Here is a 15781-nt window from a genome sequence, read left to right on the forward strand (position 1 = left end):
TTCAGACTGCAGGAGGGGAGGCCAAGGCTTGGTTCAATGTCCTCACTGCCTGCAAGTAGGGCCCGGGTGCACCAAATTCATCACGCACCCGCAAGCGTTGCACGAAGCCGTGGAAGTAGACGCAACGAAGTGCGATGGCGTGAGTGCCGCAGTTGATCAAGGTGATCTTGGCCTGTTTCCAGTTCACCCATTCGCCGGGTATGGCGCTGCGCAGGGTCCCGTCGGGAAGTACCTCGCCAGCCAAGGGGAGACCATCGAAGTGGACCTGCAATGAGTCAGTTTGGGATGGGTTGTCCAACACCACGTCGCACAGAAAATCGCGGTAAGCACCTTGCAAGGCTTGGGCCCGCATTTCTGGCTGAAAGTGCTGGCTCAGACGGGCATTGGGTTGCAGCAGAGCAAATACTGGGCCTGGCGTGAACGCCACGTCGTTCGGTGTCTCGATATCCCAGGCTGCACCATGGCGCTGGAAGCTGGGGTTGACCAGCCAGTTCTCACGGTAGTCTCGATAGGCCCACAGCCAATAGCCAGACGTTTCCTGACGGACCAATTCAGCGCTCCCTGTGATGAAATTCACCATCTCGTCGTCGCGGATGCGGGCGTTATGGCCCGCGAAGTCCAGCGTTTCATCGGTGAAGTTGAACTGATCAATCACGGGTTTGCTGGCACCCTGGAAACGTCGCAACAGATGGTGCAAGCCTGTATGGGCCTGCGCAGCTTTGATGCGTTCACCTTGATTGGCCATGCCGTAGAACGGCCCCCAATAAAGATAGCGTGGGCCTTGCCAGTCGTCGAAGAGGTCGAAGTAAACCCACTCCGTTTCACCCTTGGGACCCGGTACAGGGTAGGCATCGACACGGACTTCGATACCCAGTTCGGGAAAATGAGGGGCGCACACGCCAAGCACGCGTTCGCGCAAGAGATGATCAAAGAAGGCAACCCAGAGACGCATGCCTGGGGTCTGATGCTCGGGTACACACCACGAAGCATCGTCCCGGGGCAGGCCAAGTTCGAATGCCCGCTGAGTGTGTCCTTGCAGGTCGATCCAATTGGAAAAGCCGCCATCAACCCCCACGCGTCTGCGGGAGTCGAAGTCTCCGTGTGGCGGCCCTTGAAAGCAGGGCCAGAAGTCTTCCCAGGTCACGAATGCCCCGTCCCATGCGGGGTGGGGGCGGAGCACTTCAGCAAGTGCATTGGCCTGTGATCCCAGGTTTGCCATACCTTGTGCCGGATGCTGCAACAAGGCGTATTGGCGTTCATGGCGAATGCCCTCCAGGGTTGCGACCGGGCTGTGTGCGTAGAACAAGCGTCCTTTGACCTTCAGTCCTGCGTTGTGAGCTTCATTCATGAGGGTCAGCAGGCGACCGAGGTACCAGGGATGGAGTTCGGCGCGATCTGGAAATTCGAACAGCGCATGCCAGGGCAAGAGCAGGCATACCGTGTCGAAGCCGTCGTCACGAATGGATTGAAACTCAGTGGCTACGTCCTCCGGCCGGAATGCGTCCAGAAACGAAATGGGATCATGCGCGCTGAAAAAATGAATGCCTCTCTGGGGCGATTTGGTGAACTGCATCTCACTTGTCGTCAAAGCCGATGCATTGGTTCTGTATAGATGGCGCACTATGCGCCTCAAGGCTTGTAGGGTGGCTTTCAATGGGACGCGTTCAGTTGATGTTGGTCGCAATGCGGTGCCGGGGGTGCCTTTGCCGCACTGACTAGATCAAGTTTACGCGCTGTTGCGTTGCCAGTCCTGCTCGGAATCTCTGCGTACAGCAGGGCGACGAGTGCAGAGCAGTTCGCTGGTTTGGCCAGTGCTAGTCAACGGTACATCGCCTCAATCCGCTCGGCGTATTTCTTCTGCACCAGTTGGCGCTTGAGCTTCATGGTGGGGGTCAGCTCCTCGTCTTCTGCGCTGAGCTGGGTGTCGAGCAGGAAGAACTTCTTGATCTGTTCGACGCGGGCGAAGCGGGTGTTCACCTGGTCGATCACGCCCTGGATCAGCTGCTGCACTTCGGCGGCTCGGGTCAGGCTGGCGTAGTTGCTGAAGGGCACGGCGTGGTCCTGGGCGTACTTCTCGACGTTCTCCTGGTCGATCATGATGATCACGGTCAGGTAGGGGCGGCGGTCGCCGATCACCACCGCGTCGGTGATGTAGGGCGAGAACTTGAGTTCGTTCTCGAGTTCGCTCGGGGTGATGTTCTTGCCACCAGCGGTGATGATGATGTCCTTCATGCGGTCGGTGATGCGGTAGTAGCCGTCGGCATCGACCTGACCCACGTCGCCGGTGTGCAGCCAGCCGTCGGGGGTGATGGTCTCGGCGGTCTTTTCGGGCAGGTTCAGGTAGCCCTTGAAGACGTTGGGGCCGCGCACCAGGATTTCGCCGGTGGCGGGGTCCAGCCGCACTTCGTTGTAGCCGGCAGCCGGGCCGATCGAGCCAGGTTTGATGCGCGTGGCCGGCACGCCCGTGGCGGCGCCACAGGTCTCGGTCATGCCCCAGACCTCCAGCATGGGGACGCCGAGGGCCAGGTACCACTTGACCAGTTCAGGTGAGATGGGGGCGGCCCCGGTCACCAGGAAACGCGCGCGATGGATACCGATCAGCTTGCGCACGTTGTCCAGCGCCAGCCAGCGCGCCAGTGTGAACTGGGCTTTGAGGGCCGTGCTCACGGGCTGGCCGGCCAGCACCCGGTCGGCGATGCGCGTGCCGACGCCGATGGCCCAGGCATACACGGCCTGCTGCAAGGCGCTGGATTCCTTCAACGCGATCATCACGCCTGAATAGAACTTCTCCCATACCCGGGGTACGGCGGTGAACACGGTCGGCGCGATTTCGCGCACGTTTTCGGGCACGGTCTCGGGGTTTTCGACAAAGTTGAGCCGGGTGCCGGTGTACAGCGAAAAGTACTCGCCGCCCAGGCGCTCTGCGATGTGGCACAGGGGCAGAAAGCACATCGCCTCGTCGTGCTCGTCACGCGCGATCAGGGTGTTGTAGCCCCGCACGGTGTAGACCAGGCCGGCGTGGGTGTGCATGGCCCCTTTGGGCTTGCCGGTGGTGCCCGAGGTGTAGACCAGGATGGCCAGGTCCTCGGGGCGGCAGGCCTGAACGCGGCGCTCCAGCTCGCCCGCGTGCTGCTGCAGGTGGGCACGGCCGCGCTCACGCAGCGCGTCCAGGCTGATCACGCCGGGGTCTGCCAGTTCGCGCAGGCCCTTCATGTCAAAAACCACGATCTGGCGCAACAGGGGCAAACGCTCGCGCACCTCCAGTGCCTTGTCGAGCTGTTCGTCGTCTTCCACGAACAGCACGGTGGTGCGCGAGTCTTCGCACAGGTAGTGCACCTGGGGGGCGGCATCCGTGGGGTAGATGCCATTGGCCACGCCGCCCGCGCTGAGCACGGCGAGATCGGCCAGCACCCATTCGATCACCGTGTTGGACAGGATGGAGGCGGTGTCGCCGGGGGCGAAGCCCAGGCTCATCAGCCCGCCTGCGATCTCGCGCACCGCCTCGGCCGTCTGGGCCCAGGTCCAGCTGCGCCAGATGCCCAGCTCTTTCTGTCGCATCCACACCTGCGGGCCACGGCGCTCGACCGCGTTCCAGAACAGGGCCGGGATGGTGTCGCCCGGCACCACGATGTCGGTGCTGGCTTGCAGGCGGTCGGGTTTCCAGAGTCCGGTCATGGCTTACCTCCAGTTCTTTTTCTTTTTCCAGCGTCGCTCGCCGCGCACGCCTTCGTCTTTGAGGCCGAGGTAGAACTCCTTGATATCGTCCTTCTCGCGCAGGCGTTCGCAGCTGTCTTCCATCACGATGCGCCCGCTTTCCAGCACATAGCCATGGTCGGCGGCGTTCAGCGCCATGTTGGCGTTCTGCTCGACCAGCAAGATGGTGGTGCCGCGTTCGCGGTTGATGCGCACCACGATCTCGAAGATCTCCTTGGTCAGCTTGGGGCTCAGGCCCAGGCTGGGTTCATCGAGCAGGATCAGCGAGGGCTGGGCCATGAGGGCGCGCGAGATGGCCAGCATCTGCTGCTGGCCGCCCGAGAGCAGCCCCGCCTCCTGGGTGGCTCGTTCGCGCAGGATGGGAAAGTAGCCATACACTGCCTCGATGTCGCGCGCCACCGCATCGCGGTCGTGCCGGGTGTAGGCGCCCATCAGCAGGTTGTCGCGCACCGAAAGCAGCGGGAACACCTCGCGTCCTTCGGGCACATGGGACAGGCCCAGGCGCACGATGGCCGAGGGGTCGCGGGCCGTGATGTCCTGGCCGCGGAAGCTGATCGAGCCCTTGCGCGGGTCGATGATGCCGGAGATGGTTTTCAGAATGGTGCTCTTGCCCGCGCCATTGGAGCCCAGCACGGTGGCGATCTCGCCTTCGCGCACCTGCAGGCTGACGCCCCGGATGGCCTTGATCGGGCCGTAGGCGCTTTCCACATTGAGCAGTTGCAGCAGCGCCGGTGCCGCGTCTGCGGTCGGGCTGGGCAGGGCGGAGCGGGCGGTGTCTGGCTGGGCCAGGGTGGCGCTCATGCGGCTTTCCTTTCAAACCGGGCCCCGGTACCGGTGGGCCGGCGCAAGTTGCTCACGTCATCGATGGTGCCCAGGTAGGCCTCGACGACGCCCGGGTGGGTCTGCACCTCGCGCGGGCTGCCCAGGGCCAGCACTTCGCCCTGGTTCATGGCCAGCACCCGGTCGGACACGCGTGAGACCAGGGTCATGTCGTGTTCAACCATCAGCACCGTGATGCCCAGCTCTTTCTGGATGTCCTGGATCCAGTAGGCCATGTCTTCGGTTTCTTCGACGTTGAGGCCCGACGACGGCTCATCGAGCAGCAGCAGGCGTGGCTCGGTGCACAGGGCGCGTGCCAGCTCGACCACCTTGCGCACCCCGTAGGGCAGGCCGGCCACCAGGGCATCGCGGTGGTGTTGCAAGTCCAGCAGGTCGATCACCTCTTCGGCCTTTCGCCGGGCCCGCAGTTCGGCCTCGCGGGTGCGGCGGGTGAAAAACAGATCGCTCCACAGTCCGCTGTCGCGGTGGGTGTGCCGCCCGATCAGCAAGTTGTGCAACACGGTGGCGTGCTCGAACAACTCAATGTTCTGGAAGGTGCGCGCAATGCCCAGCCGGGCGATCTGATGTGGTGGGCGATCGGTCAGTCGCAACGGGCCCTCGGGGCCGGCGTAGTCGATCTCGCCGCTGGTGGGGGTGTAGATGCGGCTGATCAGGTTGAACACCGTGGTCTTGCCCGCGCCATTGGGTCCGATCAGGGTGAAGACCTCGCCCTGGCGCACCTCGAAGCTGACCTGGTTGACCGCCAGCACACCGCCGAAGCGCACGCTGAGATCTCGGGCCGATAGAAGGATGGATGGGTCCATAGGGCAAACCTCAACTTTTTGATTCAGTGAAACACGGTGCGTGAACACGGCAAGCCCTTATCGATCGAAAGGCCGCGGAGCAGGCCACGCCAGCAGACACCGTGGAGCTGGCTTTGCCAGGCCAGGGGTGTCGTCCCCCTTGGGGGCTGAGCACTGCGGCTCCGGGCCTGCCTGCGCAGGTCCGGACAGTGCGAAGAGCGTCCGCGTCTCGCGGCCGCACGTAGGCGCGAAGCGACTCAGGGGGGATCATTTCAAACGGTCGGACTTCTGGAAGGACTTCTGGCGCTTGAACATGCCCTTGCGATAGAACGGGAACATCTGCAGCCAGGTGCGCACCTTGAGCCAGCGCCCATACAGGCCCAGGGGCTCGAACAGCACGAAGGCGATCAGCACCACACCGTAGACCAGGCCTTGCAGGCCGGGGGCCTGGGCGATGGCATCCGGCAGCGAATCTTTGGACAGGGCGATCACCTGTGGCATCGAGATCAGGAACAAGGCCCCCAGAAACGCACCATGCACCGAACCCAGGCCGCCGATCACGATCATCAGCAGCAGGTCGATCGACTGCAGGATGTCGAACTGGTCGGGCGAGATGAATTGCAGCTTGTGCGCATACAGCGCCCCGCCCATGCCTGCCAGGGCGGCCGACAGTGCAAACGACAGGCTTTTGTAGCGGGCCAGGTGGATGCCCATGCTCTGGGCTGAAATTTCCGAGTCGCGGATGGCCACGAAGGCCCGTCCGGTGGGTGAGCGCAGCAGGTTCAGGATGCCCAGTGTGCTGGCCACGGCGATCACCAGGCAGACAAAGTAGAACGATTCGGCGCTGTCGGCCTTCCAGCCGAAGAAGTCGGGGGCCTGCACATGCTTGCCGGCATTGCCCCCGGTCACGCTCTCCCAGCGGGCGAACACCTCCTCGACGATGAAGCCGAAGGACAGCGTGGCCATGCCCAGGTAGATGCCCTTGACCCGCAAGGCCGGCAGGCCCACCAGCAGGCCCGCGGCGGCCGACAGTGCGGCGGCGCAGGCCAGGGCCAGCGGAAACGGCCAGCCCAGGCCGCACAGTGCGGCCTGCGTATACGCCCCCACCCCCAGGAAAGCGGCATGCCCCATGGAGAACAGGCCCGTGAAGCCTGCCAGCAGCATCAGTCCCAGGCCCACGATGCCGTAGATCAGCACAAAGGTGAGTTGAGCCAGCCAGTACTCGGGCACCAGCCAGGGCGCCGCCAGCAAGGCCAGCAGCAAGAGCCCGTACCAGAAGCGGTGGCCGCCATGTTTGGCCAGGCGGATGTCCTGGTCGTAATCGGTCTTGAACAGAAAGCGCATGGTGGGTCAGACTTTCTTACGCAGCTTGTCGCCGAACAGACCATTGGGCTTCAACATCAGCATCAGCAACACCACGATGTAGGCCGCGATGTCCTTGAAGCCTTCGGGCAGGTAGAAGCCCGACAGTGATTCGACGATGCCGATCACCAGCCCGCCGACAATCGCCCCGGGCAGGCTGCCGAAACCCCCGACCACGGCCGCCGGGAAGGCTTTCAGGCCGATGAACCCCATGTTGGCGTGCACGAAGGTGATGGGTGCCAGCAGCAGGCCTGCCACCGAGGCCACGGCCGCGGCCAGCCCCCATACCAGGCCATTGAGGCGTTTCACCGGAATGCCCATGTAGTAGGCCGCCAGCTGGTTCTGCGAGGCCGCCTGCATGGCGATGCCCAGCTTGCTGTAGCGGAACATGGCAAACAAGCCGGTGCACAGCACGGCGGTGGCGGCGATCACCACGGCCTGCTCGGCGTTCAGCACCAGTCCGCCCAGGCTCAGGCTCAGGTCCTTGTAGGGCACGGGCAGGGTGTGGGTTTCTGTGCCGATGTTCGGGATCATCGTGACCAGGCCGCGCAGCACGTAGCCGATCCCGATGGTGAGCATCACCACTGAAAACGCGGGCTGCCCCAGGATGGGGCGCACCACGGCGCGCTCCAGCACGATGCCGAACAGGCCCATCGCCACCAGGGTGGCCGGCACCGCGAGCCAGAAGGGGAAGCCCAGCACCGTCATCAGGCCCAGGCCGCAGAAGGCGCCCAGCATCATCAACTCACCCTGGGCAAAGCTCACGGTTTCAGTGGCCTTGTAGATGAGCACAAAGCCCAGCGCGATCAGGCCGTAGATGCAGCCCTGAGAGACCCCGCTGATCAGCAGTTGCACGAATTGCACATCGGCTCCCCAATGATTTATGCCAAGCGATTGCTTGGCATAAATAATGTAGCGGTGCGGGCCGAGGCCACACACTCGGGGCTAACCCTGAGCATGTGCCATGCATGTGCCAGCGTCGGCCTGCAGGCGCATGTTGAGGCCCGCAGCCGGGCTCTGCCTATCGGGGAAAAGGCGCTATCGCGGGGAGCGCGCCTGAGGTAGAGGAGGCGGCTTCAGCTGCGCGGAATCTCGCGCGGGCGGCCCTGCTCATCGATGGCCACATAGGTCAGCGTGGCATGGGTCACCTTGATGTACTGGCCCTGTGACCGGAAGCGCTCGGCAAACACTTCGACCCGCACCGTCATCGAGGTGCGGCCGATGCGCTCCATCGAGGCGTAGAACGACAGGATGTCGCCCACCCGCACGGGTTGCTTGAAGATGAACTCATTCACCGCCACGGTGGCCATGCGGCCCTGGGCGTAGCGCGCTGGCAGCACCGAGCCGGCCAGGTCGACCTGGGCCATGACCCAGCCGCCGAAGATGTCGCCGTTGGCATTGCAGTCGGCCGGCATCGGAATGACCTTGAGCACCAGCTCCTTGTCTTGTGGCAGGGGTTCTTCAAAGGCCCGCTGGGCACTGGGTTGGTCGGACATGGGCACAATCTCTTGGTTTCACAAGCTTGGAATTGTCCCCTATGCGCCGCTCTGGCGAATCCTCACCCCCTGCGTCCATCCCTCAAGGTGACCGTTCACCCTCCCGCGACTGGCAGACGCTGGCACGGCTTTTCCCCTACCTGTGGCAGTACAAATGGCGTGTGCTGGCCGCACTGGGCTTCATGGTGGGGGCGAAGCTGGCCAATGTGGGTGTGCCGGTGCTGCTCAAGTCGCTGGTGGACGCGATGTCGTTCAAGCCGGGCGATCCGCAGGCTGTGCTGGTGGTGCCGGCCGCCTTGCTGCTGGCCTACGGGGGCTTGCGCTTGTCGACCTCGCTGTTCACCGAGCTGCGCGAGCTGGTGTTTGCCAAGGCCACCCAAGGGGCGGCGCGCAGCATCGCGCTGCAGACCTTCGAACACCTGCATGCGCTGAGCCTTCGTTTTCACCTGGAGCGCCAGACCGGCGGCATGACGCGCGACATCGAGCGCGGCGTGCGCGGCATCGAGTCGCTGATCTCGTACTCGCTCTACAGCATCGTGCCCACGCTGATCGAGGTGACCCTGGTGCTGTCCATCCTGGCCGTCAAGTTTGACGTCTGGTTTGCCTGGATCACCCTGGCTGCGCTGGCCTTCTACATTGTGTTCACGGTCAAGGTCACCGAGTGGCGCACCCAGTACCGGCGCCAGGCCAACGAGTTCGATTCGGCGGCCCACACCCGGGCAGTGGATTCGCTGCTCAATTACGAGACCGTCAAGTACTTCAACAACGAGACCTTCGAGGCCCGGCGCTACGACGAAAGCCTGGAGCGCCTGCGCCGTGCCCGGCTGAAGGCTCAGACCACGCTGTCCATGCTCAACACCGGGCAGCAGCTGATCATTGCGGTCGGCCTCGTGGCCATGCTGTGGCGGGCCACCCAGGGCGTGGTCGATGGCCGCATGACGCTGGGCGACCTGGTGATGGTCAACGCCTTCATGATCCAGCTCTATGTGCCCTTGAATTTTCTGGGCGTGATCTACCGTGAGATCAAACAGAGCCTGACCGATCTCGACAAGATGTTCACCCTGATGGAGCGCGAGCGCGAGGTGGCCGATGCGCCGGGCGCCACGCCGCTGCAGCCTGGCGAGGCGCCCGAGCTGCGTTTTGAGAACGTTCACTTCGCCTACGACCCCCAGGGCGGGCGCCCCATCCTCCAGGGCGTGAGCTTTGTCGTGCCGGCTGGCAAGACCGTGGCGGTGGTGGGCCCTTCGGGCTCGGGCAAGTCGACCCTGGCGCGGCTGCTGTATCGCTTTTATGACGTGCAGCAGGGCCGCATCACGATTGGTGGGCTCGATGTCCGCGCCGTGACCCAGGCCAGCGTGCGTCAGGCCATCGGCATCGTGCCGCAGGACACCGTGCTGTTCAACGACACCGTGGCCTACAACATCGCCTATGGCCGCCCCGGCAGCAGCCAGGCCGAGGTGGAGGCGGCCGCCCGCGCGGCCCGCATCCACGACTTCATTGCCGCATCGCCTGCGGGCTACCAGACCCTGGTGGGCGAGCGTGGCCTGAAGCTTTCGGGCGGCGAGAAGCAGCGGGTGGCGATTGCGCGCACGCTGTTGAAAAACCCGCCCATCCTGATCTTTGACGAGGCCACCTCGGCCCTGGATTCGGCCAACGAGCGCGCCATCCAGGCCGAGTTGAGCTCGGTGGCCCGCAACAAGACTTCGCTGGTGATCGCACACCGGCTCTCCACGGTGGTCGATGCGCACGAGATCCTGGTGATGGAGGGCGGCCGCATCATCGAGCGCGGAGCCCATGCAGATTTGCTGGCCCAGCAGGGCCGCTACGCCCGCATGTGGGCGCTGCAGCAAAGCGGTGAGTGACCCGCACCCGGCGCCGATTTGAGTTTTCATTCCTTTGTTTTTTGAGTTCATGCCATGAATCCGACCAAGCCCTTGTTGTTGGCCCTTCACTTCTTGTCTGAAGAGCACCGAGCCCAGATGGGCGAGCTGCTGCAGGTGATCTACGCCCCCAGCCCGGCCGAGCGCGCCGCCGCCGTGGCTGAGCACGGTGCGCAGGTGCAGGTGGTGCTGACCGTGGGCGCGGTCGGTCTGACCGCCGCCGAGATGGACCGCATGCCGCGATTGCAACTGATCTGTGCCCTCGGCGCGGGCTACGAGATGGTCGACGTCGCCCATGCGCGCCAGCGTGGGGTGGTGGTGGCCAATGGCGCCGGCACCAATGACGACTGCGTGGCCGACCATGCCCTGGGCCTGCTGCTGGCCGCCGTGCGCGGCATCCCTCGCCTGGATGCGCTGACCCGCCAAGGGGTCTGGCGCGAGGCCATCCCCCTGCCGCCCAATGTGTCGGGGCGTCGCCTGGGCCTGCTGGGCCTGGGCACCATCGGGCGCAAGATCGCGCGCCGGGCCGAGGGTTTTGACATCGAGGTGGGCTACCACAACCGCAGCCCGCGCGAGGGTGTGAGCTACCGTTACTTCGACCAGTTGCAGGCCTTGGCCGACTGGGCCGACTTCCTGGTGGTGGCCACCCCGGGCGGCCCTGCCACCCGGCACCTGGTGAACGGGCCTGTGCTGGACGCGCTGGGCCCCCGCGGCGTGCTGGTCAACATCGCGCGCGGCAGCGTGGTCGACACCGCTGCGCTGGCGCAGGCCCTGCGGGAGGGCCGCCTGGGCGCGGCCGGCCTGGATGTGTACGAAAGCGAGCCCCAGCCCCCGGCCGAACTGATCGACCTGCCCAATGTGGTGCTCACGCCCCATGTGGCCGGCTGGTCGCCCGAAGCCGTGCAGCGCTCGGTGAACCAATTCCTGGCCAACGTCAAGGGGCATTATTCCGGGCAAGGCGTGGTGGCGCCGGTCTGATCACGGTGCTCTGGGGCGGCTCATAATCGCCCCCCATGGAAACCAAATGGCTTGAAGACTTTGTCAGCCTGGCCGAGACCCGCAGTTTCAGCCGGTCGGCCCAATTGCGGCACGTGACCCAGCCGGCGTTCTCGCGCCGCATCCAGGCGCTGGAGGCCTGGGCCGGGGCAGATCTGGTGGATCGCAGCTCCTATCCCACGCGCCTGACACCGGCCGGCGAAACGCTGTATGCGCAGTCGCTGGAGATGCTGCAGTCGCTGCAGACCACCCGCGCCATGCTGCGCGGCCACACCAGCGCGGGCAAGGACGTGGTCGAGTTTGCGGTGCCGCACACGTTGGCCTTCACCTTCTTCCCGACCTGGGTGACCACCCTGCGTGAGAAATTCGGGCCACTCAAGAGCCGCCTGATTGCCCTCAACGTGCACGACGCGGTGCTGCGGCTGGTCGAGGGCAGTTGCGATCTGCTGATCGCCTACTACCATCCCTCGCAGCCCTTTCAGATCGATCCTGATCGCTACGACATGGTGAGCCTGGGCGAGGAGGTGTTGGCCCCCTACGTGAAGCCCGATGCCGATGGCCGCCCCATGTACCTGCTGCCGGGCCGTCCCGGCCAGCTCTTGCCCTACCTGGGGTATGCCCCCGACGCCTACCTGGGGCGCATGGTCGAGCTGATGCTCAAACAGTCGGGCACCGCCATCCACCTGGACCGCGTGTACGAGACCGACATGGCCGAAGGCCTCAAGGCCATGGCGCTGGAAGGTCATGGCGTGGCGTTTCTGCCCTACAGCGCGGTGCGCAAGGACCTGCGGGCGCGGCGCCTGGTCAGTGCCTTGCCGCCCGACGCCCCGCCGCTGCAGATCACCATGGAGTTGCGTGCCTACCGCGAACGGCCCTCCGCCCAGGCGGCCGGACGCGAGGCGCCCAAGGACCGTGCCGAAGCCCTTTGGCGCTATCTGGTGGCCAACACGGTGCGTCCAGATGAATCGGCCGCAAGATGATCGGGCGCCTCATGCTTTTTTTGCATGAGGGCCATTTAATCCGGCATTGGCCTTGGGTCTGGCGCTTCTCTACAGTCTGGGCCCACCAACCTGCCGCCTGTCCAAGACACAGGCGTGACAGGTTCTTAGAACAACAGGACCATCACCATGCGTCACGGTGCCGAGACAAGCCACTTCTTCTTTCATGCAAGCCATTCATCTGGATACCGGTGCGGCCCGCGCTGCGATGGCCTGAATGGTCTACTTTTCCCCTGATTTGTCCTGATCCCTCGCATTGGGCGTCTGCCCTGGCACAAAGGCTGCTTGCCTGGATCATCCCCATGCCCAGTCCTGTCATTGAGTTGGCGGGCTTGCATGGCGGGATGGGTAGCGCAACCCGGAGTGGCCAGGAAATGAGTCCTTCAGTGCATTTTTTGCATGCTGGGACGCCGGGTATTCCCTGGGTGCTGGTTCCCTAAAATTTACCCTTCCCTTAATCTCATCGTTCCCATTCCTAGGAGATTCCATGAAGAAACATTTGCTCGCTTTTGCAGTCGCCGCCCTGGCGACGGGCAGCGTCCTGGCCCAAGCCAATGACACGTTGGCCAAGGTCAAGGCGTCGGGCGCCATCACCATGGGTGTGCGCGATTCCTCGGGTGCACTGTCCTACACGCTGGGCGATGGCAAGTACGTGGGCTACCACGTCGAGCTGTGCCAGCGCATCGTCGGCAACGTCGAAAAGGCCGTGGGCAAGAAGCTCGAAGTGAAGTACGTCTCGGTCACTTCGCAAAACCGCATCCCGCTGGTGCAGAACGGCACCGTGGACATCGAGTGCGGCTCGACCACCAACAACGTGGCACGCCAGAAGGACGTGTCGTTCCTGGACACCGCCTACGTCGAAGAAGTGCGCATCGCGGTCAAGGCGGCTTCGGGCATCACCGGCATCGCCCAGCTCAATGGCAAGAACGTGGCGACCACCACAGGCACCACTTCCGTGCAATTGCTGCGCAAGCATGAGCGCGCCACCGGCGTCGACTTCAAGGAAGTCTTCGGCAAGGACCACGCCGACAGCTTCCTGCTGCTCGAATCGGGCCGGGCTGACGCCTTCGTGATGGATGCGCAGATCCTGGCGGGCAACATCGCCACCTCCAAGAGCCCGGCCGACTACAAGATCGTGGGCGAAGTGTTGAACGTCGAGCCCATCGGCATCATGGTGCGCAAGGACGACCCGGCCTTCAAGAAGCTCGGCGATGACACCATCAAGGATCTGGCCAAGTCGGGTGAGCTGGCCAAGCTGTACGACAAGTGGTTCGTGCAACCCATCCCGCCGAAGAACACCCGCGTGGGCCTGCCGGCCAGCGATGCCACCAAGGCCGCCTGGGCCAACCCCAACGACAAGCCCGCCGAAGACTACGCCAAGAAGTGATGGCGTTTTGCGGCGTCCGCCTGCCCCCTGGGTGAGCTGACGCCCGCCCCGGCTGGGCCTCTGCCTGGCAGCCTGGTGGCTGCCATGGCCGATGTGGGCCTGGCCGGTTCCCTGTTTTCAATTTTCAAACTGGAGAAGCCTGTATGGCCATGAACTGGCAATGGGAAGTCTTCCTGCAAGACCCCGGCGGGGCTTACCCGACCTACTGGCAATGGATGCTGTCGGCCTGGGGCTGGACCGTGTCTGTGGCTTTGCTGGCCCTGGCAGTGGCCCTGATCCTGGGGTCGGTGATCGGCACCATCCGCACCCTGCCGGACAGCCCCTGGCTCACCCGACTCGGCAATGCCTGGGTTGAGCTGTTTCGCAATATTCCGCTGCTGGTCCAGATCTTCCTCTGGTACCACGTGATCCCTGCATTTGTGCCGGCCCTCAAAGAGGTGCCGAGCTTCATCCTGGTGGTGCTGGCCCTGGGCATCTTCACCTCGGCGCGGATCGCCGAGCAGGTGCGTGCCGGCATCCAGGCCCTGCCGCGCGGTCAGCGCTATGCCGGCATGGCCTTGGGCTTCACCACGCCGCAGTACTACCGCTATGTGATCCTGCCGATGGCGTTTCGCATCATCATCCCGCCGCTCACCAGCGAGACCATGAACATCTTCAAGAACTCGTCGGTGGCCTTTGCCGTCTCGGTGTCTGAGCTGACCATGTTCGCCATGCAGGCGCAGGAAGAGACCTCGCGGGGCATCGAGATCTACATCGCCGTGACCGGCCTGTACGTGATCTCGGCCTTTGTGATCAACCGGCTCATGGCCTTCATCGAAAAGCGTTCGCGAGTCCCGGGCTTCATTGTCCAGGGCGGCACCGGAGGGGGACACTGATGAATTTCGATCTCTCGTTCTACAGTTGGGACCTCATCAGCAAGTTCGTCGCCAAGGGCTTCTACTTCAGCATCCTGCTGACGGTGGTGTCCACGATTGGCGGCGTGATCTTCGGCACGGTGCTGGCGCTGATGCGCCTGTCAGGCAAGAAGGTGCTGGATGTGCCGGCCACCATCTATGTCAACGGCATGCGCAGCATTCCGCTGGTCATGGTGATCCTGTGGGTGTTCCTGCTGGCGCCCTTCGCCATCGGGCGCCCCATTGGGGCCGAGGTGTCGGCCACCATCACCTTCATCGCCTTCGAGGCAGCCTACTTCAGCGAGATCATGCGCGCCGGCATCCAGTCGATTCCGCGCGGGCAAGTCTTTGCTGGGCAGGCTCTGGGCATGACCTATGGTCAGAACATGAAGCTGGTGATCCTGCCGCAGGCCTTCCGCAACATGCTGCCGGTGTTGCTGACCCAGACCATCATCCTGTTCCAGGACACCTCGCTGGTGTATGCCATCGGCGCCTACGACATGCTCAAGGGCTTCGAGACCGCGGGCAAGAACTACGGCCGTCCGATCGAGGCCTACGTGCTCGCCGCCGTGGTCTATTTCGTGATCTGCTTTGCCCTGTCCACGCTGGTCAAGCACCTGCACAAGAAGATTGCCATCATCCGCTGACGCGGCATTGAGAGTGAGAAATTTCCATGATTGAACTCAAGAACGTTTCCAAGTGGTATGGCAGCTTTCAGGTGCTGAACGACTGCTCCACCAGCATCAACAAAGGCGAAGTGGTGGTGGTGTGCGGGCCTTCGGGCTCGGGCAAGTCCACGCTGATCAAGACCATCAACGCGCTCGAACCCTTCCAGAAGGGCGAGATCTACGTCAATGGCACGGCGGTGCATGACCCCAAGACCGACCTGCCCAAGCTGCGCAGCAAGGTGGGCATGGTGTTCCAGCATTTCGAGCTGTTCCCGCACCTGTCGGTGACCGAGAACCTGACCATCGCCCAGGTCAAGGTGCTGGGCCGCAGCCCTGACGAGGCCAAGAAGCAGGGCCTGAAGTACCTGGAGCGCGTGGGCCTGATCGCCCACAAGGACAAGTTCCCCGGTCAGCTCTCGGGCGGCCAGCAGCAGCGTGTGGCGATTGCGCGCGCGCTGTCGATGGACCCGATCGTGATGCTGTTTGACGAACCCACCTCGGCGCTCGACCCCGAGATGGTGGGCGAGGTGCTCGATGTGATGGTGGGCCTGGCCAAGGAAGGCATGACCATGATGGTGGTCACGCACGAAATGGGCTTTGCGCGCAAGGTCAGCAACCGCGTGATCTTCATGGACGTGGGCGGCAAGATCCTCGAGGACTGCTCCAAGGACGACTTCTTCAACAAGCCCGACGAACGCCAGCCCCGCACCAAGGACTTCCTCAACAAGATCCTGCAGCACTGAGGCCGGCTGCGCTGCGAGCGCT

General features: G+C 63.8%; 14 protein-coding genes. 7 read left to right on the plus strand and 7 right to left on the minus strand.

The genetic code is table 11. The annotated features are described in order from the left end of the window. Position 1: 1 nt before the first annotated feature. The 7 genes from AC07PT_RS11410 to AC07PT_RS11440 all read right to left on the minus strand — a co-directional run bounded on the left by AC07PT_RS11410 (position 2) and on the right by AC07PT_RS11440 (position 8194). Positions 2 to 1573 carry a hypothetical protein gene (locus AC07PT_RS11410; RefSeq protein WP_494656726.1) on the minus strand — a complete coding sequence of 524 codons (1572 nt, stop codon included), beginning with the start codon at positions 1571 to 1573 and terminating at the stop codon, positions 2 to 4. A 245-nt stretch (positions 1574 to 1818) separates the two neighbouring features. Continuing rightward, entirely contained in the window at positions 1819 to 3675 is a 1857-nt protein-coding gene (locus AC07PT_RS11415) for an AMP-dependent synthetase/ligase (RefSeq protein ID WP_494656727.1), read from the minus strand. A 3-nt stretch (positions 3676 to 3678) separates the two neighbouring features. Further along, a complete protein-coding gene (locus AC07PT_RS11420) occupies positions 3679 to 4515 on the minus strand; it encodes an ABC transporter ATP-binding protein (protein ID WP_492348149.1) in 837 nt (278 codons plus the stop codon). Beyond that, positions 4512 to 5357, minus strand: coding sequence for an ABC transporter ATP-binding protein (locus AC07PT_RS11425; RefSeq protein WP_494656728.1), 846 nt, complete (start codon positions 5355 to 5357; stop codon positions 4512 to 4514). The genes AC07PT_RS11420 and AC07PT_RS11425 overlap by 4 nt, the downstream gene beginning before the upstream one ends. Positions 5358 to 5603: 246 nt before the next feature. After that, positions 5604 to 6680, minus strand: a complete 1077-nt coding sequence (locus AC07PT_RS11430) for a branched-chain amino acid ABC transporter permease (RefSeq protein ID WP_492348151.1) — start codon at positions 6678 to 6680, stop codon at positions 5604 to 5606. Between the two features lie 6 nt (positions 6681 to 6686). Then, positions 6687 to 7562 carry a branched-chain amino acid ABC transporter permease gene (locus AC07PT_RS11435; RefSeq protein WP_492348152.1) on the minus strand — a complete coding sequence of 292 codons (876 nt, stop codon included), beginning with the start codon at positions 7560 to 7562 and terminating at the stop codon, positions 6687 to 6689. A 212-nt stretch (positions 7563 to 7774) separates the two neighbouring features. Further along, entirely contained in the window at positions 7775 to 8194 is a 420-nt protein-coding gene (locus tag AC07PT_RS11440) for an acyl-CoA thioesterase (protein ID WP_492348153.1), read from the minus strand. 41 nt (positions 8195 to 8235) lie between these two features. Between AC07PT_RS11440 and AC07PT_RS11445 the strand changes: the two genes are divergently transcribed. From AC07PT_RS11445 to AC07PT_RS11475, 7 genes are all read left to right on the plus strand, one after another. Then, positions 8236 to 10056 (plus strand): ABCB family ABC transporter ATP-binding protein/permease, encoded by a 1821-nt coding sequence (locus tag AC07PT_RS11445; RefSeq protein WP_494656886.1) that lies wholly within the window; start codon positions 8236 to 8238, stop codon positions 10054 to 10056. A 54-nt stretch (positions 10057 to 10110) separates the two neighbouring features. Next, positions 10111 to 11052, plus strand: a complete 942-nt coding sequence (locus tag AC07PT_RS11450) for a 2-hydroxyacid dehydrogenase (RefSeq protein ID WP_494656729.1) — start codon at positions 10111 to 10113, stop codon at positions 11050 to 11052. A gap of 35 nt (positions 11053 to 11087) precedes the next feature. Further along, on the plus strand, positions 11088 to 12050 hold the full coding sequence (locus AC07PT_RS11455) for a LysR substrate-binding domain-containing protein (RefSeq protein ID WP_492348156.1): 963 nt from the start codon (positions 11088 to 11090) through the stop codon (positions 12048 to 12050). Between the two features lie 505 nt (positions 12051 to 12555). Then, on the plus strand, positions 12556 to 13455 hold the full coding sequence (locus AC07PT_RS11460; protein WP_494656730.1) for a transporter substrate-binding domain-containing protein: 900 nt from the start codon (positions 12556 to 12558) through the stop codon (positions 13453 to 13455). Between the two features lie 149 nt (positions 13456 to 13604). Continuing rightward, the gene (locus tag AC07PT_RS11465; protein WP_494656731.1) at positions 13605 to 14330 is read left to right on the plus strand and encodes an amino acid ABC transporter permease; all 726 of its coding nucleotides are present in this window, start codon (positions 13605 to 13607) and stop codon (positions 14328 to 14330) included. After that, on the plus strand, positions 14330 to 14995 hold the full coding sequence (locus tag AC07PT_RS11470; RefSeq protein WP_492348159.1) for an amino acid ABC transporter permease: 666 nt from the start codon (positions 14330 to 14332) through the stop codon (positions 14993 to 14995). Before AC07PT_RS11465 ends, AC07PT_RS11470 begins: the two co-directional genes overlap by 1 nt. Positions 14996 to 15021: 26 nt before the next feature. Continuing rightward, the gene (locus tag AC07PT_RS11475; RefSeq protein ID WP_492348160.1) at positions 15022 to 15759 is read left to right on the plus strand and encodes an amino acid ABC transporter ATP-binding protein; all 738 of its coding nucleotides are present in this window, start codon (positions 15022 to 15024) and stop codon (positions 15757 to 15759) included. Positions 15760 to 15781: the final 22 nt, after the last annotated feature.

This window comes from Curvibacter sp. GW821-FHT09D12 (genome assembly GCF_059416245.1).

Bases quoted from the DNA above. Each gene is read 5' to 3' on its own strand.
- AC07PT_RS11410 (WP_494656726.1), bottom strand. From the start codon at position 1,573: ATGCAGTTCACCAAATCGCCCCAGAGAGGCATTCATTTTTTCAGCGCG.
- AC07PT_RS11415 (WP_494656727.1), bottom strand. From the start codon at position 3,675: ATGACCGGACTCTGGAAACCCGACCGCCTGCAAGCCAGCACCGACATC.
- AC07PT_RS11420 (WP_492348149.1), bottom strand. From the start codon at position 4,515: ATGAGCGCCACCCTGGCCCAGCCAGACACCGCCCGCTCCGCCCTGCCC.
- AC07PT_RS11425 (WP_494656728.1), bottom strand. From the start codon at position 5,357: ATGGACCCATCCATCCTTCTATCGGCCCGAGATCTCAGCGTGCGCTTC.
- AC07PT_RS11430 (WP_492348151.1), bottom strand. From the start codon at position 6,680: ATGCGCTTTCTGTTCAAGACCGATTACGACCAGGACATCCGCCTGGCC.
- AC07PT_RS11440 (WP_492348153.1), bottom strand. From the start codon at position 8,194: ATGTCCGACCAACCCAGTGCCCAGCGGGCCTTTGAAGAACCCCTGCCA.
- AC07PT_RS11445 (WP_494656886.1), top strand. From the start codon at position 8,236: ATGCGCCGCTCTGGCGAATCCTCACCCCCTGCGTCCATCCCTCAAGGT.
- AC07PT_RS11450 (WP_494656729.1), top strand. From the start codon at position 10,111: ATGAATCCGACCAAGCCCTTGTTGTTGGCCCTTCACTTCTTGTCTGAA.
- AC07PT_RS11455 (WP_492348156.1), top strand. From the start codon at position 11,088: ATGGAAACCAAATGGCTTGAAGACTTTGTCAGCCTGGCCGAGACCCGC.
- AC07PT_RS11460 (WP_494656730.1), top strand. From the start codon at position 12,556: ATGAAGAAACATTTGCTCGCTTTTGCAGTCGCCGCCCTGGCGACGGGC.
- AC07PT_RS11465 (WP_494656731.1), top strand. From the start codon at position 13,605: ATGAACTGGCAATGGGAAGTCTTCCTGCAAGACCCCGGCGGGGCTTAC.
- AC07PT_RS11470 (WP_492348159.1), top strand. From the start codon at position 14,330: ATGAATTTCGATCTCTCGTTCTACAGTTGGGACCTCATCAGCAAGTTC.
- AC07PT_RS11475 (WP_492348160.1), top strand. From the start codon at position 15,022: ATGATTGAACTCAAGAACGTTTCCAAGTGGTATGGCAGCTTTCAGGTG.